Source organism: Caballeronia sp. dw_19, from assembly GCF_018449515.1.
In the GTDB taxonomy this organism is placed as follows: domain Bacteria; phylum Pseudomonadota; class Gammaproteobacteria; order Burkholderiales; family Burkholderiaceae; genus Caballeronia.
In genome coordinates this window covers 93,062-112,472 of sequence record NZ_JAAVUQ010000015.1, presented here as the reverse complement: position 1 = coordinate 112,472, position 19,411 = coordinate 93,062, and the positions used below count along the sequence as shown (strand labels likewise).

The window sequence follows — 19,411 nt, the reverse complement described above, 5'->3', positions numbered from 1 at the left end:
GCGCATAGCCATGGGGGACATGCCGCCGATATTTGGCATCGCGGATGCCCGCCATGCTGACCCTTACGCTCCTCGGCGTGAGGCTCTCTGTCTGCATCAGCAAGGGCGACCTTCCGGAAAATCGTCCGGTGCTTATTGACGGCCTCCGGTGTCACGCTTTTGACGTCGGCACTACCCCATCTGCTTGTATGCATTACATAAGAACAGCCCTGCCGGATGGAGCAATCCACGGGATGACATCTGACTGCGCTGCAAAGCGCCCGGAGATAAAGCTAAAACTGAATAGGACAGATCGTCAGGGGCAAAGACTGAGAGCCCCCATGATGAAATTGTCTATTGGGCCCACGAACCGTGAACTATCATCGAGCGGCGCGACGAACTGAGCAACCTGCTTTCCATCACCGAGATACCCGAGTTGGGTAGTTTCGAAACCGCGTTCGAGCGATTTCGCGATTTCGCTCCATCGCTCGTCGCAAAGCGCGGGCAAATCTGCCAAACGTCGAAAAATTTGGGTCGCCTCGCGACGCCCCGGCACGTCAACCTTCGCCTTTGCACATGCAAAATTCTCACGAGAGTCCATTGCATGTCGGCTAGCGCACGCCGCTCTCAAGCCGGAATGTTGCCGTCGACACAGATATAGCCTCCTCACGCTTTGCACGTGCAAAGGACAGGGAAGAAATATCCAGTTCGGTTTGCCAGTTAACTTCAGCCACAGCCGCGCCGCGGTCGTCAATGGTACGACACAATCAACCATGAAAGGTGACGCCATATGACGACGCGCTCAATGCGGACTATGGGAGAGAAGTAGAAAACAAAGGTAATGGAAGTGAGCGCAGGATAGGCTACCGCCGGTTATGGGCACCATCTATCCTAGAAAATAGGCGCCTAAGGCGATCGTGATCGCGAGCGGCAATCTTCACGGAGAGCGGCAAGCAATCGCGGTCCTTGAAGACCGCGCCGATATAATCAGCTTCGGCAGAGCCGCCCTCGCAAGCCCTGATCTTCCCCGCAGCGTTGCAGCAGGTTCCTCATCGAAAGCGCTCGACTCCAAAGATGCTCGCGCCGACCGCGAATATCAAAGAGGAAGAACTATTGGGATGACCCGGAGGCAGTGTGTAGATCGCGCTTCCGCGAAGTGCGATCTACACACTGCCTCCCGTAGTGATCGTTGGGACCTCGATCCTCGTCCCCGCAGGCGTGGTACATTCGATTTCTCGATAGGGCTACGCGACATGCGCATCAGGGAAACTTCCGGTCCTTGCCACTCAAAGTTTCTTTGTGATGTCGAACACTTCTGAAGGCTCAGGACGATAACGATAATCCGGGTCCGCCTTCGCATCACGAATAACACCGCTGCCGTCGATGACGAAACGGGCTGGGATCGGAAGTTGCCATCCACTCGCATCATTCAAAGCCTGAATGTCCAACTTGAATACGTTGCGGTACACGTTCTTCAGGTCCTCAGGGAACGTGTAGACCAATCCAAAGGCCTTGCCGATCTCGTTATCCTTGTCCACGAGCAAATTGAATTTCAGCTTCTCGGCCGTCGCCTGCTTTTGGGTGCTGTCAGGGCTTTGCGGAGAAAGCACGACGAGCTCTATGCCAGCCTGCCGAAACTGCTCATACACTTCGTTAAGAGCACGTACCTCTGCCGCACAAAAAGGGCACCAGCTACCGCGCGTGAAGCTTACGACAAGCGGACCGTGCTTGATCAAGTCAACAGACGATATGTCCTCGCCGCGCCGGTTCTTCAGCATGAATGCCGGCGCTTTCGTGCCAGGTTTGAGGATCTGGTCAACCGCTCCGTTTTTGCGGAGGGATTCGATATGACTTTCCATAATGGCGCTAGCGCCGTCCGGAATAATTTTCACGAACTTGTCCCGTAGTGCGGCAAGCGTTTGTTCGAGTTGCATAAACAATCCCCCTTGTGGTTTCGTGTTGATGCGCGACGCGCTAATTGGTCTGCGCAAGCATCATCCGATTACACAGCAGCAAGCCCATCACTGGTGCCGCCGGCGCCGACGCGGCTACCACCGGACAACTGGCGGTATGCGCGGGAAGTTGCGGACCGGCCAACCTGCATCTGATCAACGGCCTTTTCGACTGTCACCGGAATCATGTGCCCGTGCTGGCCATCGCGGCGCACATTCCATCGACTGAAATCGGTTTGGGCTATTTCCAGGAAACCCATCCCACGGAGTTGTTCAAGGAATGCAGTCATTATGTTGAGCTCGTGACCAGCCGCGAGCAGTTCCCGCGAGTGCTTGAACGTGCAATGCGCACTGCGATCAATGAACGCGGCGTGGCAGTGATCGTGTTGCCCGGTGATGTCGCGCTGGGCGACGCATCCGCTGAATCGCCCGCCTGGGTCGATGTCCAGCCACCCACAGTCATTCCGGCCGCAACCGACCTGGACCGCCTCGCTGCATTGCTGAACGAATCGAGCGCGGTTACCTTGCTCTGCGGTAGTGGTTGCGCCAACGCGCACGATGAAGTCGTGGCGCTTGCCGACACACTCGGCGCGCCCGTGGTCCACGCATTGCGCGGCAAGCAATTTGTCGAGCACGACAATCCATTCGATGTCGGCATGACCGGTTTCATTGGGTTCAGTTCAGGCTATCACGCCATGATGTCGTGCGATACGCTGGTGATGCTGGGCACTGACTTTCCGTATCGAAATTTCTACCCGCCGAAAGCGAAGATCATCCAGGTCGATATTCGTGGGAGTGCGCTTGGCAAGCGCGCACCGCTTGCGCTTGGACTGGTGGGCGGCGTGCGCGAGACGCTTACTGCGCTGCTGCCCCGGCTTGAGAACAAGAGCGACCGTCGGTTCCTTGATACCGCGAAGAAGCACTACGCTGCAGCGCGCAAGGACCTCGACGAGTACGCCCGTCCTTCACCTCCGGGACGGCCGATTCACCCGCAATACCTCACGCGCCTGATCGACGAACTTGCGGACAAGGACGCTATTTTCACCGCTGATGTCGGCACGCCCACGCTTTGGGCGGCGCGCTATCTCACTATGAACGGCAAGCGGGCGCTCCACGGGTCGTTCAATCACGGCTCGATGGCAAACGCGATGCCGCAGGCACTCGGTGCGCAGGCGGCACAACCGGATCGTCAAGTCATTTCACTGTCAGGCGATGGCGGCTTGTCCATGCTACTCGGCGATCTGCTGAGCGCGCGTCAACTCGACCTGCCGATCAAGGTGGTCGTATTCAATAACAGCTCACTGGGCTTCGTCGCTATGGAAATGAAGGCGGGCGGTTACCTCGATACCGGGACTGACCTGAGCGCTACCAACTTCGCAGCCATTGCCGAAGGCGCTGGGATCTACAGCATTCGCGTGGAGCGTTCAGAGGATCTGCCGGACGCATTGGAACGCGGGTTTGCCCGCCCCGGGCCTGTTCTTATCGATGTAGTCACGGCGAAGCACGAGATTGCATTGCCTCCGAAGATCCAGTGGGCGCATGCGAAGGGCTTCAGCTTGTACATGTTACGGGCGGTGCTGAACGGCCGCGCGGATGAAGTTGTCGAGCTGGCGAATACGCATTTTCGCTGAATGCCTGTATAGGCGTTGCCGTATCCGCGCGGAGAAAGGCGTTGCCGCACTAGATGGATGCGCGCTGCGGGCGCTCTAGCGCTGCGCCGGTGCGGCTTCGTGTCATCAAATCCGAAATTTTCGGTAATACAAAAATCCGGTTGGCGAGTAAGTCAGTGAGCCTTAAAGTCGGGTCCGTCATCCCTTCTCTTTAAAGGCACAAGTGGTGAGAAAACTCTTTCGGCGTAGGAACCAACTTCTGCTCATCGTCGCATCGGGCATGCTGCATGGGGGGGCGGTTTGGGCAGCAGACGGCATCACACAAGATCCGTCCGACACAGACGACGAAGGTTTCACGGTCCTCAGCAATGCAACCAACGTTACGCATTGGGGCCTGGGCGCCGGTGTTGGCCTTGGGGAGTCTCCCTATAAGGGGTACGGGTCGAAGGTCACTCCCATTCCGCTGATCTACTTCGATGACAAGTGGGTACACGCGCTTGGCACGACGCTCGACTTGAAAATAGGCAAGTGGAGCAGCGTGCTGTTCACATTGCGCGCCCAATACTCGCTGGATGGATACACGGGTGCGGATGCGCCGATCCTGAATGGCATGCAGAACCGTAAGGGCGCATTCTGGCTCGGCCCGGCGCTTGCCTGGCACACAGGCTACGGAACGCTGTCAGGCGACGTCCTGACGGGCGGAAATAAGGGGCAGAAGGCAAATATAGGGTTTGCAAAGGCCCTGGAATACGGCAGTTTTTCGTTTGAACCGCATATAGGCGCCGAATGGCTCAGCAGCAAGTACGTCGACTACTACTATGGCGTGAGGTCGTCGGAAGTCAGAGCGGATCGGCCCGCTTATACGGGAAAAGCATCCTACAATGTGTCGGTTGGAGCCAAGCTGGACTATCGCTTCACGCGCAAGCAGCTAGTGACGTTCGACGTTGGCGTCAAGCACCTGAGCAGTGGGATCACAGATAGCCCGTTAGTTGGAAAGCGGTATATTCCCGAAGTCCGGCTCGCCTATATCTACGAATTCAAGTGAGCATCGCTTAATGTCGCGAGTCGCACTAATCGAGGATCATGCACGTCTGGCGGACATGGTCCGGCAAGCGTTGTCGGGCGCAGGAATCGAGACCGATATCTTTGGCACTTTATCGGAGGCCCACTATGGCATCAGCCAGGCGAACTACGCGGTCCTGATCATCGACCGTGGATTGCCCGACGGCGACGGGCTCGAGTTCCTGCGCAAGTTGCGCGAAGCCGGGCGGATGATGCCGTGCATGATGCTGACGGCGCGGGACGCGTTGCATGACCGTATCGACGGCTTGGAGACCGGCGCGGACGACTACGTGACCAAGCCGTTTGCGATGAGCGAGCTGGTCGCGCGGATTCGCACGCTGATGCGGCGGCCCCAGGAGCTCACTGCGCTCGTCCAGGCGTTTGCCGACATCTCCATCGATCCGGAGCAGCAAGCCATGCGATGCTGCGGGCAGTCGATCATGCTCGCCCCAGCCGAACTCCAGATTATGCTGACGTTGATGAAAGTAGCCGGCCGGACCGTGCGGCATTCGGCGCTCGAGCATGCAGCGTGGGGACTCGCGGGCGCGGTCACACCGAACGCACTGGAAGTCACCGTGCACAGGCTGCGCAAGAAGCTTTCCGCGATCGGCGCGACGACTCTTCTTGCCAACGTTCGCGGCGCGGGCTTCTTGCTGCAGGCGCCGACCTAAGGCGGACGTTTTTCAAGGAGATTCCATGAAGCGCCTGATTCTCGTAGTCGATGCCGACGCTGAGTGCCGCGACGTATTGCGCAACCGTTTTCACGCGGCGGGCTCCGACGTATCCGCTCTCGACAATACAGCGAAGATCGCGCATCGGCTGACACTGGAGCGGCCCGCATTGGCGCTCGTTGCAAGCGGCCCCCACATGGATGGCGGGCTGGCCGCGATCACGAGCCTGTGCAACTGCGACGACGGCTTGCCTGTCATCAGGCTCGGTGAAGAGGACGACGCCACGGAGCGCATCGTCGCGCTTGAATGGGGCGCGGACAATGTCGTGTCGAAGCCATTTAATGTCGATGAAGTGCTGGTTCGGATTCGCGATGTGCTGCGCCGCGTCGGGCATCGGCCGATTAAGGAACCGGCGCGCAAGCCGCCGTATCTGTTCGATGGTTTCAAGTTCGATTTCCTCGTCAGCAGTCTGACCTTCCAGGAACGGCCTGTCGCCCTCTGGAAGACCGAATATTCGCTCCTGAAATTCCTTGTTGCCGCGCCCGGCAAGGTGTTTTCGCTCCATGCGATCGCACAAGGCATCGATTCGCGCGCGCCTGACGAGAGCGTACGCACACGGGTTCGCAGGCTGCGATCGAGAATCAGGCGGGCAGCGGGCGCGCAGATACTCCCGATTCACAGCAAGGGATATGCGTTTTACCCTCGTGAGAACGCGCATTCGAAAGGCGTCGGGCGTGTTTAGGTACTGGATCCGCAGTCTTTCCGCGCAGTTATGGCTTACTAGCGTGACGGCGCTGGTGATCTGCCTCGGCGTCATCGCTGCAATCACCGTGTACACGTTCAATCATTCGCCTCCGCAGATGTTGCAGCGTCATGCCGACATCCGGGCCACGCAGCGCATCGTCGATGGATTGCGTTTCGACAGTCACGGCCAGCTAGTGGCTGTAACGCTCGATGAGCAAAGCGCCTGGCTGTTCAGCGTCGCGACGAACGACCTGATGTACCGCGTGCTCGACGAGCGCGGTCATTTGCTTCTGGCGTCTAGCAAAGCCGCCGGTGACGAACCGTGGGAAACCGGCAATCCCGCAGTGGATAGTCGTGAGGAGCACGAAGTGTCTATTGACGGGCGGCCTTTCGATCTGGCGACGCGGGAAACGCAGCGCGGCAACGCGCGTTTCATTATCCAGGTTGCAACAAGCAGTGCTTTCAACAAAGCAGTGCTGAGCTTGAAAGTCAAACCGATTCCCGGCATAGTCGGGTGGACGATTGTGCTCGCCACGATCGTTTTCGGACTGACGCTGACCTTTACCGTGCACCGGTTGCTTCGTCCGCTCAGGCTCGCGTCTCGCGCCGCTGCATCGATCACGCCGTCGAGTCTCACCATGCGTCTTTCTGACAAAGGCGTGCCGAGCGAGATCAAGCCGTTGATCACGGCGTTCAACGACGCATTGTCGAGGTTGGAGAACGGCTTCGTTGTCCAGCAGGCTTTTTTGGCATCGGCCGCTCACGAGTTGCAAACGCCATTGACGCTGATCCGGGGGCAAATCGAGTTGCAACCGGGCATTGAAAAGAAGGAACTGATCTATCGCGAGATCGACCTGATGGCGCGGCAAGTGCGCCAGTTGCTGCATCTGGCGGAAGTCAGCGAGTCGCAAAACTTCGCATTCGGCGACGTCAACCGCGCCGATGTAGCCGACGATGTAGTGAGCTACTTCGCCCGCAAGGCGAGCGCGGAGAGCGTGTCGCTCGAACTTGACGTGCCCATGGTTCCCGGAGTCATCAAGGCCGATCGAAGCGCGTTGTTCATTCTGCTGAAGAACCTGGTCGAGAACGCGATCAATGTCACGCCGGCTGGAGGCAGGGTGACGGTATCGGTGGACGAGGGTTCAATCAGGGTCAGCGATGAAGGTCGAGGCATCGACCCGGAACATCTGCCCTTCCTGTTCCAGCGCTTCTGGCGCGCGCCCGATGCCCCGCACGACGGCGCAGGGCTCGGACTCGCGATCTGCAAGGAGATCGCCGCCGCCCACGACTGGCATATCAACGTAAGGCGTTTGCCAGTCGGGACAGCTTTCAGCGTATTGTTTAACCCTTAAATATGGCAATCGCTACCGGAGTTTCCGCAGCGGTTTTCCATCCACGGATAGCGCTCGATCTGCTCAAGCAAAACCGTCTTGGTCTCCGGCATGAAGCGGAACATCTGCAGCAGGAAGATCATCCCGAGCACGAAAGCAAACGAACCCAATTGACGACGTGGCTCGCCTCGAATGAGCTGCGCGATGGACGATTGCAGGCGGTGCTGAGTCCGTCGATCATCGACAGTGTTCCCATCCACGCGCTGTGCCCCCCAACGCGCGATCTCGCGCCCAAGGTTCGGGTCGCTGTGGATGCACTGGCCGACGCATTCCTGCCCGTGGCCCCTTGGGATCAGGGCGTAATTTCAAAGTAGGCTCGAACCGGGCTGGTCGCTTTGCCGCTGTCGGGGGCCTAGACTTCCCGGCGCCCCCATATTTGCATACGTGATTTCGCCCGGCACGCCGAGCAACTGATGGCACCGATCGAGAACTTCGGACCAAGCGTCGCGAGCAATTAACAGTGAGGCCGGGCGGCGTGTCGGTGAACCGTCCTTCGTGATGTACAGGCGGCGAACCGCCAGCGTCCAGGACGGCACGCTTTGGCACAACCTGCCGCAGCAAGCCGGGGCGTAGCCCCACACAAGCCCCGCCCATTGCATCGATCCGTTGAACACGCCGAGCGAAGCAGTCGCACCAATGTCCATGCGGCAGTCTTGCCGAATGACGCTTCATGGCCGGCTTTTGCCTGTCAGCTATCGGCAGAAGTCGACCCAGAGTGTGTGAAAACGCATTGATCGCCTAAACTGAATCAACGCACTGAGACCCGGTGACTCATGAAGCGATTCGTTGAAGGCGATGACCGCAAGCAGGTCGCACTACTTCCCGAATGTGTCGATGACTACATCGGACAGGACAACCCGGTCAGGGTCATAGATGCCTTCGTCGACGAGTTGGACCTTGCGGATCTTGGTTTCAACGGTACCGCGCCAGCGATCACGGGCCGCCCCTCCTACCACCCGGGTGTGATGCTCAGGATCTATATCTACGGATACCTGAACCGGATACCTTCCAGCAGGCGTCTCGAGAGTGAATGTCAGCGTAACGTCGAGTTGATGTGGCTAACAGGACGTCTCGCTCCGGACTTCAAGACGATCGCCGACTTTCGCCGTGAGAGCGGCGCGGCCATTCGCAACGTATGCCGGCGTTTCGTCGAACTGTGTCGCGGGCTGAAACTGTTATCCAGTGACATGGTGGCCATCGACGGTAGCAAGTTCAAGGCGTCGAACAGTCGCGACAGGAACTACACCGCGAGCAAGATCGACAAGCGTCAGCAGCAGATCGAGGAAAGCGTGCGCGATATCTCGACCTGATTGAAACCGCAGACCGGACCAGTCCAACAGGTTTCGATGTGAAGACCGTTCGGCTGTACGAGAAGATCGCCCGCTTGCGCCAGCAGATGCGTGAGCTCGCACAGGTCAGGAAGCAGTTAGAAAAGCAACCGGACAAACAGCTGTCGATGACGGATCCCGACGCACGCTCCATGGCAACAAGCGGAAGAGGCTCCGGCATAGTGGGCTACAACGTCCAGGCAGCCGTAGACACGAAACATCACCTGATCGTTGAGCACGAGGTAACCAATGTCGGAAACGATCACGGACAACTCAGCAGAATGGCGCTGGCTGCGAAGGATGCGATGGGCAGATCGAAGCTGAAGGTTGTTGCTGATCGGGGTTACTTCAGCGGCCCGGAGATACGGGCATGCGATCTGAACGAGATCAGTGCGTACGTTCCCAAGCCACTCACCTCCGCATCGCGGAAGAAAGGTCTCTTCACCAAGGCCGACTTTGTCTACGAATCAAAAAACGATGTGTATCGATGCCCTGCAGACGAGCGCGCCATCCATCGATTTACGACCGTTGAGCATGACATGCCCGCATGGGCCTGCCTCATAGCAAAACGAGAGATGCGCCTCTCCTTTTCTCAACTGCCGAACTAGCTTTTCGATCGCCTCCGGTGTATTGGCGATCTCCCCGATATAACGAACTTCGCCTCTCCCCGCATCGGCCACAGAAACCGCAATCGTCGCCTTGTGAACATAGCGTTTGCGCGCGAGCAGCGTATTGATCGCGACACCGCTTTCTGCAGCCATGTCCTTAAAAGTCCAACCTTCCAACTCGTGCGCGATAAACACGTCGCGCTGTTGATGCGGCAACTGGTTCGTCGTCCACCAGCATCACCCTGATCATTTTCCGCCATCCATTGGTTCCAGCAACGTCCCGCAAGTTTCGATCCATATCCGAACAACTTCGGCGCTGTTAAAATCGACCGGTAGACGGGCAGTCGGATCAAGCCTGCGCAATAACGGCATGCCTGAGCGTACGGCTCGAAAATAGACACGCACGGACAGGCAGGTACCGATGACGACACACGAACCGGAAAACGCGCAATCCCACGCCGACGACTGGACCCGCCAATGGGTTACGTCGACTGCGGACTACTCGATTTTCCTGATCACGCCCGCAGGCAAGGTTGCCAGCTGGAACCCGGGCGGCACCGCCATAGAGGGATACCGGCCCGACGAAATCATGGGCGAGCATTTTTCCGTCCTCTACACCGAGGATGACCGCCGCAACCGGGTACCCGATGCGCTGATGGAAAGTGTCCGGCGACTGGGACGTCATGATACGGAAGGATGGCGCCGACGAATGGACGGCAGCACCTTCTGGGCAAGCGTGGTCACGACCGCCCTGCGCAGCCCGCAGGGTGAGTTCCTCGGAGCGGTTCAGGTGGTGCGCGATGTGAGCGAGAACCGCAGGGCACACGAGGCCGTGATTGAAAGCGAACGGCGCTTTCGGCTGCTGGTTCAAGGGGTGACGGACTACGCCATCTTCATGCTCTCCCCTGACGGCTATGTGACGAACTGGAACAACGGCGCCCGGCGCATCAAGGGTTACAGCGAGCAGGAGATCGTCGGCTCGCATTTTTCTCGCTTCTACACACCCGAGGACGTCGCTGCCGGTCTACCGCAACGCGGCCTGGAGACCGCGGTCCGCGAGGGCCGTTTCGAGGCGGAAGGCCGGCGGGTGCGCCACGATGGGACGACCTTCTGGGCGCACGTGGTGATCGACGCAATCCGCGAAGACGATGGAACGCTCGTCGGATTTGCGAAGATCACGAGGGACGTCACCGAGCGGCGTCAGGCCAATGAGCTCCTCGAACAGACTCAGGCGGCGCTGCTTCAGGCACAGAAAATGGAAGCGATCGGCAAGCTGACAGGCGGCGTCGCGCACGACTTCAACAACGTGCTCCAGGTGCTACGGGGTAATCTCGAGTTGCTGGAGAACCGGCATCGCCGGGATGTCTGGAGCGGGGAGCGACTCGCCCACGCCATCGATGCCGTTGAGCGCGGTGCCAAGCTCGCCTCACAGCTCCTCGCATTCGGTCGCCGGCAAGCTTTGCGTCCCGTCGTGGTCAATCTGGCGGCGATGGTGCGCGGGATGGACAGCATGCTCGCCCGCGCGCTGGGCGAAACGATCAGTGTGGAGACGGTCGTTGCTGCCGGCCTATGGAACACGCTGGCAGACACCCACCAGATGGAAAATGTGCTGTTGAACCTGGCCATCAACGCACGCGATGCGATGCCTACGGGCGGGCGCCTCACGCTTGAACTGGCCAACGCGATGCTCGACGACCGTTACGTGCGGCCCCTATCTGACGTTCCACCAGGCCAGTACGTGATGCTTGGTGTGACGGACACGGGGACGGGAATGACACCCGATGTTGTCGAGCGCGCCTTCGATCCGTTTTTTACTACTAAACCCGAGGGACAAGGCACGGGCCTCGGCCTGAGCATGGCATACGGCTTCGTCAAGCAGAGCGGCGGACACATCCGGATTTACAGCGAAGTGGGACATGGCACGACGGTCCGAATCTATCTGCCCAGATCCATGGAGGTCGCAGTAGAACCGCTAACGAGACACGACCACGCGGTGATGATAGGCGGCAAGGAGACGATCCTGGTCGTGGAGGATGACGCGAGAGTCCAGTCAACGGTCGTCGACATGCTGACAAACCTAGGTTATTCCGTTCTCAAAGCCGACGATGCGCAACAGGCGCTCACCGTGATCCGCAGCGGGGTTCACATCGACGTCCTGTTCACGGACGTGGTGATGCCTGGCACCCTACGCAGCCCTGAAATGGCCCGCCAGGCAGCGCTGCTGCTGCCGCACCTGAAGATTCTGTTCACCTCCGGTTACACGCAGAACGCGATCGTGCATGGAGGACGGCTGGATCCGGGCGTCGAACTTCTCAGCAAGCCCTATAGTCAGGAAGAACTGGCGTATAAGCTGCGTTACATCATTGGCACGCCGGGAGATACAGTCTCCACAGCCCCTGGCAGGTCGGACACAGCGCAAGCCGACGCTGCCCCGCGAATGGCAAGGGCGTTGCGTGTGCTCGTGGTCGAGGACGACGTGGCTTCTTTGGACGCGGTTTGTGAAATTCTCCAGATGCTGGGTCACGATGCGGCAAAGGCCGGGAATGCGACCCAGGCGATGGAGCGTCTACGCCATGACAGATTCGATGTGCTGCTGACCGATCTGAACCTGCCGGGCACCTCTGGAATCGAGCTCGCACAACAGGCCGTCGCAGCGCATCCCGATCTGCATGTGGTATTTGCGTCAGGAGATGAATTGCCAGACGACCTGCCGCTCGGCTTTCCATGAAGGGGCTGCGCAAGCCTTATGCGGTAGAACAACTTAACGATGCGCTTCAATGAAATTCACCGCCGGGTAAGGTGAGCACCTCGTTGCCATCGGAAAGCGATGCGGAGTTGGCCGAGAAAGGCCGCCGCCGCGGCCTGCACGCTGGCACGGGCTTAGCGAGCGCCGCGAAGACACGCGGGACATGTTCGAGAAGTAGCATGCCAGCACGGGTCGGTCGCGTATTGCGCGTGTTGCGAAGGAACGGCGGCGGATCGCCGCTGCACTTATTTTCTGGTCCGGCCGTCGGCCAGATCATCTCTTTGCGGCGATCGAACTTGAGAAAGCGTGGGTCAATGCCCATAGATACCCTATCGCGGGCCGACAACGTTGCGCAACATCGAGCGATCGCCGTTCTCCGATCGACGGAACTCGACCCCAAGCCATCGTATGCTTTGCACGCGAACTAGCGATGGCCCAGCTTCATTCCCGCCCGGCCGTGGACGCTGCCTCGCGACTGGCGTACGGCCCAGCCTCCGCATCCCACCCGCCACCGAGCGCCTTGTACAGCGCGACGAGGTTCGTCCATACCGTCGCCGTGCTGTCGACCCACTGCTGCTCGCTTGTCAGCAGAGCTTTTTGCGCCGTCAACACATCCAGGTAATTCGACAGACCACGGACATAGCGCTTGTTTGCGAGGTCCAACGCGCGTTTTGACGCTTGCACGCTTGCATCCAACCGGTCTCGGCGACGCTGTTCGGCGGTAAAGCCTGTCAGCGCGTCATCGACTTCCTGAAATGCCGAGAGCACCGTCTTGCGGTACGTGATCGCCGCCTCCTGCTGCTGTGCCTCCCTCAATGCGAGTGTGGAGCGCAGGCGACCGCCCTCGAAAATGGGAATCGAAAGGCTTGGCCCCGCACTATAGCTGCGCGCGCCCCAGCTACCGAGATTCGTGAATTGCGTTGCCTGAATAGCGAAGCTTCCCGACAGCGTGATCTTGGGGAAAAAATCCGCCTTCGCCGCGCCGATGTTCGCCGTCGCTGCATGAAGCTGCGCTTCCGCTTCGCGGATATCCGGCCTGCGCCTCGCGAGTTCCGATGACAGCCCGATCGGCACGCGTGGCGGCACCACGGGCGCGTCCGGCGTCGCCTTCAGCTTCGCCGCGAGCGCTTGCGGATACTCGCCAAGCAACACCCCAATGGCATTGATCAGCTTCGCCTCCTGCTGCTCTTCCTGCGGAATATCCGCGGCGTTCGATTCAGCCTGGCTTTGCGCATTGGCAACATCGAGATCAGTAGCGAGTCCATGTTTGGCGCGCTCGTTCGTCAACTGCACGGTGCGCTCGGCAAAGGCTAAGTTCTCGCGCGTGATGCGCAGCTTTTGCTGCGTTCCACGCAGATTGAGATAGTCGCGGGCGACTTCCGCAGCCGTCGAGACAATCACGTCGTGCTGCGCTTCATTTTGAGCATCGACGGTGGCGCTCGCATTTTCTGCCGTGCGCCTCACGCGGCCCCAGAGATCGAGTTCCCACGATGCATCGAAGCCATATTGATACAAGTTGAACGGCGGCAATGCGCTCGATGTGGCGCTTTGTGTCGGCACCCCGCCCTGCCGTCCGCCCAGCCCGTTGGTATCGGTTGCCGACGGCGAGCCACTGCCCCCGAGCAGGCCGATGACGCCATCGGCGCTCTCAAGCTCACGCGTGTACGACGCGTTGCCGTTCAGCGTAGGGAACTCGTCGGCTTTCGCTTGGCCGAACTGCGCCCGCGACTCGGCGAGCCGCGCCGCCGCGACCTTGAGATCGAGGTTGCTGTCCATCGCGCGTGTGACCAGCTCGGTCAGAAGCGGATCGCCGAAACTGTTCCACCACAGCGGATCAACGGGCTCAGGCACCGTGACCGAACGAACGGCATCGGTAGTGGTAGCAGCCGGTGCGTCAGGCCATTGCGCCGGCGTCTGCAAGGCAGGAAGCTGGAAGTCGGGGCCCATCGTGCAGGCTGACAAGAAGACTACGAACGGAATCCATCGATAATCAATGCGCATTGACCTGTGCCCCCTTCGGCAGCTTCGGCAATAAGAAACAAATAGGAGCTAGCACCAGCGAGATCACGCCCAGCATGATGAAGACGTCGAGGTAACTCATGACCGACGCCTGCTGCTCGACCGTCGAGGCGATCGATCCAAGCGAGCTGACAAAGCCGTTGTACGGCGTGATGTGCTCAGCGAGCCTCGCATGGTGAAACTGCTCCCGCCATGCGAGCTGTGTTGTCACCAGCGATACGCCGAAACTGCCGCCGAGATTGCGCGTCATGTTGATGAGCGCCGACGCATTGTTGTTCTCTTTCGGCGGGATGCCGATGAACTGCACGGTCGAAAGAGGAATGAAGAGGAACGGCAGCCAGATGACCTGATAAAGCCGCGACAACGATACATCCCAGAAGCCGATGTTCAGGTCGAGACCCGACGTATGAAGCAACGCGATTCCGGTCCCGACAAGCGACATCATGACGAGCCATTTTGGCTGGAAAATCCGCCCGGTCACAATGCCCGCTATCGGCATGATGAAGAGCGTGACGAGGCCGCCCAGACCGAGCGTCAAGCCGGCATTGGTTGCGTCGTAGCCAAGCAGCTCTTGCGTGAATTGCGGCAGCATCTGCGTCGTGCTGTTGATGATGAAACCGAACGCAAACATCACGCTGCAACTGATGGCGAACGCGCTCGACTTGAACAGCCGCAGATTCACGATCGGCTGTGCGGTGGTCAGTTCACGAATCACCAGCGCCACGAGCGCCATGCCCGAGATCACCGTGAACAGGCAAATGAAATTCGATGAAAACCCGTCCTCGCGTTCGAACTTGTCGAGCACGATCTGCAGGCAACCGAAACCAACCGCAACGAGGAAGAAACCCAGGTAGTCGATCCGCAGCCCTTTATCGAGCAGGGCACGCCGTTCCTGTTGCACCAGCTTGCTGTCACTCACGAACATCCACGTCAGCACCAGCGACACTATGCCAACGGGCAGGTTGATCAGGAACACCCAGTGCCACGAATAGTTCTCGGTGATCCAGCCACCCAGCATCGGTCCAATGGCGGGCGCCGTGACGACCGTGAAGCCGTACAACGCGAACGCCATCGCGCGTTTTTCGGGCGTGAACGTATCGGCGAAAATGCTTTGCTCAACGGGCGCCAGACCGCCGCCACCCAGGCCCTGGAGCACGCGAAAGACGATCATCATCGGCAGCGATGTCGCGAACCCGCATGCCACCGAACTGATCGTGAACAGCAAGACGCAGAGCATGTAGAAACGCTTGCGGCCAATCACGTTCGCGAGCCATCCGCTGATCGGCAGGACGATTGCGTTGCTCACGAGATAGCTGGTCGTGATGTACGTGCTCTGGTCGAGGCTCGCGCCCAGGCCGCCGGCAATATGCCGGAGCGCCACGTTCGCGATGGTGGTGTCGAGCACTTCCATGAAGGTCGCGATAGACACAATGACGGCGATCAGCCACGGGTTGAACGGCCCCGCCGCCGACCTTGGCAAGGCTGCGGGACCTGCATAGGTAGAGGCCATGGTTACCGCACCGTCACGCGCGGGCTGACCGAGAGGCCGGGCGCGAGCGGCAGGTGGCGCCAGTCGTCGCCGTCGAAGACGATCTTCACGGGCAGGCGCTGCACGACCTTCACATAGTTGCCCGTTGCGTTTTCCGCGGGCAAGCTGCTGAAAACGGAGCCGGTCCCACGCTGCAGGCTCTGTATGTGCGCATGCAGGACGTTGTCAGGATAGGCGTCGACGGTGACATCGACCCGTTGTCCCACGCTCATATGAACAAGCTGCGTTTCCTTGAAGTTGGCGGTGACCCACATTTCGTCGGGAACCACCGCGACCAAAGCCTGCCCAGGCGTGACGTAGTTGCCGAGGTTTACGGTGCGGCGCGTCACCTTCCCTGCTTGCGGCGCTAGCACTTCGGTGTAACTCAGTTGCAGCTTCGCGTTGTCGACATCGGCATGGCTCTGGCGCGCCGACGCCTGCGCGGCGTCGATCTTTGTTCGTTGCGACGCAACCTGGGCTTCGCCCGCCTGCACCGCCTGTTTCGCGCTATCGAGCTTGGCGAACGCGCTCTTGGTCGTCGCCTGGCTTTGTTCCAGTTGCTGGCGCGTGATGGCGGCAGGATCGGTTCCCGTGTACCGGGCGAGATCCTGTTTTGCCTGCGTCAGGTCGGCTTCCGCGACCCGCACTTGCGAAGTCTGCTGCGCGAGGCTGGCCGTCTGATACAGCAAGTCAGCGCGCGCCTGCGCGACTTGCGCGACAGCGTTCGCTTCCTGCGCTTCAGCTTGTTCGAGCTTCACTTCAAAGTCGCGCCGGTCGATCCGCAGCAGCGGCTGGTTCTTCTCGACGTGCTGGTTATCGGTGACCAGCAGTTCGACCACCCGCCCGCTCACCTGCGACGCAATCTGGCTCTGATTGCTGTCGATAAATGCGTCGTCCGTGCTTTCGTAGTGCCGGCTATGCAGCCAGTAGCCAACGCCCGCCGCGACGCAGAGCAGCAACACCGCGCCGCCGATCACCGTGTTCAGGCGCTTGCGCCCCGGGCTCGTCGGCTTGGACGTTTCCTGTTCTTGCCCGTTGGCTGCATCGGCCTGATCGCCATCGGCCTTGCTTTCGCCGGAGGGCGTGCTGTTTTCGCTTTCACTACCGGCCATTGCATTCTCCAAAATAATATTGAGATGCATTCTACAATAGAACGGAACGGTTCCGTTCTATTCAAAAAGCCTGCGATAATTCCCCCATGTGATTTCTTGCAAGGAACAGTGGTGAGCCGGATCCCGAAAAATCCTGATGCAGAGATGGCCTTCTGCCCGATCAGGTCGATGTTTTCGCGCAAGAAAGGCCGTCCGTCCAGCGCGATGGCGGGAGACGTCGAAGAGCGGATTCTCGATGCCGCCACGGCCATGTTCCTTCAATACGGCTTTGGCGGAGCGTCCCTCGAGCGCATCGCCGAGGCGGCAGGCGCTGGCAAGGCAACGCTCTACAGCCGGTACAACGGCAAGGAAGCGCTGTTTTCGGCCGTAGTCACACGAAACTGCGAGCGCAGCCTGCGTATCGTGTTTGACGCTCCGCAATCAGCGGCGCTTGCTCAACGGCTGGTATCGGTGACACAGACGCTCGTTACGCGATTGCTCAGCGACGAGGTGATTGGACTGATCAGAATGGTAGTTGCGGATGCGCCGCGGTTTCCATCGCTGGCGAAACTGACGAGCGACGCTGGCAGGTCGCGCGCAATAGAAGCGGTCGCGACGATGATCGCGGAACACTCCAGACGCCCCCTCGAGCCCCAGGCGCGCGCTGCAAGCAAGCGGCATTCGCTCACTCTCGCGACCCAACTTCTCGACGCGGTCATCTCGCCGATGCTCATGAGAGCCTTGATGGGCGAAAATCTGGATGATGTCCGCGGCGACATCCGCTCGCATGTGAAGCAAACGATTGCCATCTTTGTGGCGGCCAATGCACTGGACGCTTTCTTGTAAGCGACGCTGAGCGAACCGCATTGTCCTGCGCGCCTCGTTTCTTCAAACGCTTCGACCGTAAATGATCGGCGGCGATCCCAAGCCCATTCGCGAGGTGTTGCCAAGACTCCCGGTGCCTTACCGCCAAGCGGTGCAGCAGGCGTTGCAATCAGATTCTTCATTGTAGCGGCGCGGGTTTGAAAGCAGTCTTGCTCGCACTCGACACCAGCTCGCGCTTCTCACACGACCGTCTTGATCCAAACGGCTTTCGCATTGCTGAACTCGCGCAAACCGAAGTGCAACAGCTCACGGCCATAGCCACTTTTCTTCACCCGCCAGTGGGGATGCGCGGCGGTCAGGGAGAAGATCGCCATGTCACCATGGTGTCGCGCAATGCCTTATCCGCGCGATTCATCACGCAGATCGGTGCGCGCTAACGGAGTAAGATGAACGCATTCCTCGAAAAGCAGATATTGCGCTTTCCCGACCAATATTATTGGGTACATAGGCGATTCAAACATCGTCCTGTGGATAGCCAGCGGTCTATTGAAGACCTGGAGACATCACCGTGAAATTTTCGATATGCGTGACAGCGGGTCGCAATCAAGGGCGAGCGCGGCAGCGGGATGATTTCGCTGAATGGCTCGACGGCGCGCCGGGCGCAACTCGGCGATCTCGTGATCATCGCCGCGTTCGCGCAGGTCGACGAGGCGGAGCTGAAGGCGGGATGGAAGCCGGACCTCGTGTTTGTCGATGAAAAGAATCTCATCAAAGGCAGTCGTGACCACGTTCCGACCCAGAACTGGACTTGAGTGCTGCAGCGACGTGGGGTCAGCACATCCGCGCCCTGCCTCAAGTCGGATCCATAGCTTTCGCCCAGCGAAAACGGTTGCTCGAATTGCGTGGAATACCCGAATTGGTTGTTTCGGGTAACAACGAGGCCGCGAGCGAGTGTGGTCCAACAGCGTAGCAACGCTGATCTGGTTCTGGTATCGCGCGGCGACGCGACCCAACCAGCTTGCGAGGTTCCGGTAATCATATACGCAAGCGCATCAAAGTGGACTGGATCCTGATGTATTTGAAGCGTAACGTCGTGCCGTCACGAAGCTTCACCGGAACGTCCCAGTCGGCATGAACACCGGCGGCCATCTTGCACATATTCACCTGCGGGTGAATAGCGTTTCTCATGCGCCGAAACGCTAGGGTCACCGGTCCGACGCTTCGTCACGCACTATGCATAGTCGTCATGCTCGCAGTTACTGCAACGTTATCGATGAGGCGCGCTCACGGAGAAAGTAGAAAACGCCCGTACGCTGCGTCGTGCTTTGCGATCTGAACCTCATCGCTGTAGAGCGGACGCCCACCTATTATTGACGTGCGTCATCGCGCTCGTCTCCAGTACGCGGAAATCACGGTGACCGCATTAAATCAGACATAGGTTCCTCTGGGATAGATGCCACTTACGAGCGCCCCTATTCGGGGATGTTGGGCGGCGTTTAATACTTGATCGGTCGTAAGTTGTGCGGATGCAACTAGAGCCGCCAAATACACGCGTGCAACGGCTTATCGGTCTTGGGTATCTGAATTCTGGAGCGCACCATAACCCGCTGCGCTGGCGCCTCGGCTTAAGTCGTCGCATGTACTACAACTCGATAAATGATACCCATCTGTCCACTAGCAATATCATCGCCAGGGGTCATGACAAGCGGTTCACGTACTACGCAGCCCGAGCGCACGCACAACTGACTGCTCCGTAACGACCGACTAGAGGACCGGCACAATTTGCAGTGCAGTGGAATTCAGTCATATTCGCATTGGGTGCCGATGACTTTGAATGTTTCAAGGCCCACGTCGAAG

General features: G+C 59.2%; 13 protein-coding genes and 6 pseudogenes. 12 read left to right on the top strand and 7 right to left on the bottom strand.

Going from position 1 to position 19,411, the window contains the following annotated elements:
• Positions 1-295: 295 nt before the first annotated feature.
• Together HB376_RS20770 and HB376_RS20765 are read right to left on the bottom strand one after the other, a co-directional pair.
• Positions 296-580: a hypothetical protein gene (locus tag HB376_RS20770; RefSeq protein ID WP_213765551.1), complete on the bottom strand. Its 285-nt coding sequence runs from the start codon at positions 578-580 to the stop codon at positions 296-298.
• A gap of 685 nt (positions 581-1,265) precedes the next feature.
• The gene (locus HB376_RS20765) at positions 1,266-1,913 is read right to left on the bottom strand and encodes a peroxiredoxin-like family protein (RefSeq protein ID WP_213765550.1); all 648 of its coding nucleotides are present in this window, start codon (positions 1,911-1,913) and stop codon (positions 1,266-1,268) included.
• Between the two features lie 95 nt (positions 1,914-2,008).
• Between HB376_RS20765 and poxB the strand changes: the two are divergent.
• The 7 genes and pseudogenes from poxB to HB376_RS20730 all read left to right on the top strand — a co-directional run.
• Positions 2,009-3,562, top strand: a pseudogene (poxB, locus tag HB376_RS20760) (ubiquinone-dependent pyruvate dehydrogenase); the annotation flags it as partial.
• Positions 3,563-3,767: 205 nt separating this feature from the next.
• Positions 3,768-4,586, top strand: a complete 819-nt coding sequence (locus tag HB376_RS20755) for a MipA/OmpV family protein (protein WP_346730537.1) — start codon at positions 3,768-3,770, stop codon at positions 4,584-4,586.
• Between the two features lie 10 nt (positions 4,587-4,596).
• Positions 4,597-5,274 (top strand): response regulator transcription factor, encoded by a 678-nt coding sequence (locus tag HB376_RS20750; protein ID WP_213765548.1) that lies wholly within the window; start codon positions 4,597-4,599, stop codon positions 5,272-5,274.
• Positions 5,275-5,299: 25 nt separating this feature from the next.
• The gene (locus HB376_RS20745) at positions 5,300-6,016 is read left to right on the top strand and encodes a response regulator transcription factor (protein WP_213765547.1); all 717 of its coding nucleotides are present in this window, start codon (positions 5,300-5,302) and stop codon (positions 6,014-6,016) included.
• Positions 6,009-7,370, top strand: coding sequence for an ATP-binding protein (locus tag HB376_RS20740; RefSeq protein WP_213765546.1), 1,362 nt, complete (start codon positions 6,009-6,011; stop codon positions 7,368-7,370). The genes HB376_RS20745 and HB376_RS20740 overlap by 8 nt, the downstream gene beginning before the upstream one ends.
• A 2-nt stretch (positions 7,371-7,372) precedes the next feature.
• Positions 7,373-7,723 carry a hypothetical protein gene (locus HB376_RS20735; RefSeq protein WP_213765545.1) on the top strand — a complete coding sequence of 117 codons (351 nt, stop codon included), beginning with the start codon at positions 7,373-7,375 and terminating at the stop codon, positions 7,721-7,723.
• A 459-nt stretch (positions 7,724-8,182) separates the two neighbouring features.
• Positions 8,183-9,270 (top strand): annotated as a pseudogene (locus HB376_RS20730) (IS1182 family transposase); the annotation flags it as partial.
• A 174-nt stretch (positions 9,271-9,444) separates the two neighbouring features.
• Here HB376_RS20730 and HB376_RS20725 read toward each other — a convergent pair.
• A pseudogene (locus HB376_RS20725) lies at positions 9,445-9,567 on the bottom strand (sigma factor-like helix-turn-helix DNA-binding protein); the annotation flags it as partial.
• A 199-nt stretch (positions 9,568-9,766) separates the two neighbouring features.
• On the opposite strand from HB376_RS20725, the gene HB376_RS20720 reads away from it, so the two are divergent.
• The gene (locus HB376_RS20720; RefSeq protein WP_346730536.1) at positions 9,767-12,073 is read left to right on the top strand and encodes a PAS domain S-box protein; all 2,307 of its coding nucleotides are present in this window, start codon (positions 9,767-9,769) and stop codon (positions 12,071-12,073) included.
• A 95-nt stretch (positions 12,074-12,168) separates the two neighbouring features.
• Here the strand turns inward: HB376_RS20720 and HB376_RS41110 are convergent.
• The 4 genes and pseudogenes from HB376_RS41110 to HB376_RS20705 all read right to left on the bottom strand — a co-directional run.
• Positions 12,169-12,314, bottom strand: a pseudogene (locus tag HB376_RS41110) (LysR family transcriptional regulator); the annotation flags it as partial.
• A 218-nt stretch (positions 12,315-12,532) separates the two neighbouring features.
• Positions 12,533-14,092 (bottom strand): efflux transporter outer membrane subunit, encoded by a 1,560-nt coding sequence (locus HB376_RS20715; RefSeq protein ID WP_213765544.1) that lies wholly within the window; start codon positions 14,090-14,092, stop codon positions 12,533-12,535.
• Positions 14,082-15,620, bottom strand: coding sequence for a DHA2 family efflux MFS transporter permease subunit (locus HB376_RS20710; protein ID WP_213765543.1), 1,539 nt, complete (start codon positions 15,618-15,620; stop codon positions 14,082-14,084). The genes HB376_RS20715 and HB376_RS20710 overlap by 11 nt, the downstream gene beginning before the upstream one ends.
• 2 nt (positions 15,621-15,622) lie before the next feature.
• On the bottom strand, positions 15,623-16,750 hold the full coding sequence (locus HB376_RS20705; protein ID WP_213765542.1) for an HlyD family secretion protein: 1,128 nt from the start codon (positions 16,748-16,750) through the stop codon (positions 15,623-15,625).
• A gap of 111 nt (positions 16,751-16,861) precedes the next feature.
• On the opposite strand from HB376_RS20705, the gene HB376_RS20700 reads away from it, so the two are divergent.
• The 4 genes and pseudogenes from HB376_RS20700 to HB376_RS20685 all read left to right on the top strand — a co-directional run.
• Entirely contained in the window at positions 16,862-17,575 is a 714-nt protein-coding gene (locus HB376_RS20700; protein ID WP_213765541.1) for a TetR/AcrR family transcriptional regulator, read from the top strand.
• A 176-nt stretch (positions 17,576-17,751) separates the two neighbouring features.
• Complete coding sequence (locus HB376_RS20695; protein WP_213765540.1) at positions 17,752-17,991, top strand: hypothetical protein; 240 nt, start codon at positions 17,752-17,754, stop codon at positions 17,989-17,991.
• Positions 17,992-17,997: 6 nt separating this feature from the next.
• A pseudogene (locus HB376_RS41745) lies at positions 17,998-18,089 on the top strand (lipid A biosynthesis lauroyl acyltransferase); the annotation flags it as partial.
• Positions 18,090-18,153: 64 nt separating this feature from the next.
• Positions 18,154-18,366 (top strand): annotated as a pseudogene (locus HB376_RS20685) (aspartate 1-decarboxylase); the annotation flags it as partial.
• Between the last annotated feature and the right edge of the window lie 1,045 nt (positions 18,367-19,411).

Bases quoted from the DNA above. Each gene is read 5' to 3' on its own strand.
- HB376_RS20770 (WP_213765551.1), bottom strand. From the start codon at position 580: ATGGACTCTCGTGAGAATTTTGCATGTGCAAAGGCGAAGGTTGACGTG.
- HB376_RS20765 (WP_213765550.1), bottom strand. From the start codon at position 1,913: ATGCAACTCGAACAAACGCTTGCCGCACTACGGGACAAGTTCGTGAAA.
- HB376_RS20750 (WP_213765548.1), top strand. From the start codon at position 4,597: ATGTCGCGAGTCGCACTAATCGAGGATCATGCACGTCTGGCGGACATG.
- HB376_RS20745 (WP_213765547.1), top strand. From the start codon at position 5,300: ATGAAGCGCCTGATTCTCGTAGTCGATGCCGACGCTGAGTGCCGCGAC.
- HB376_RS20735 (WP_213765545.1), top strand. From the start codon at position 7,373: ATGGCAATCGCTACCGGAGTTTCCGCAGCGGTTTTCCATCCACGGATA.
- HB376_RS20720 (WP_346730536.1), top strand. From the start codon at position 9,767: ATGACGACACACGAACCGGAAAACGCGCAATCCCACGCCGACGACTGG.
- HB376_RS20715 (WP_213765544.1), bottom strand. From the start codon at position 14,092: ATGCGCATTGATTATCGATGGATTCCGTTCGTAGTCTTCTTGTCAGCC.
- HB376_RS20710 (WP_213765543.1), bottom strand. From the start codon at position 15,620: ATGGCCTCTACCTATGCAGGTCCCGCAGCCTTGCCAAGGTCGGCGGCG.
- HB376_RS20705 (WP_213765542.1), bottom strand. From the start codon at position 16,750: ATGGCCGGTAGTGAAAGCGAAAACAGCACGCCCTCCGGCGAAAGCAAG.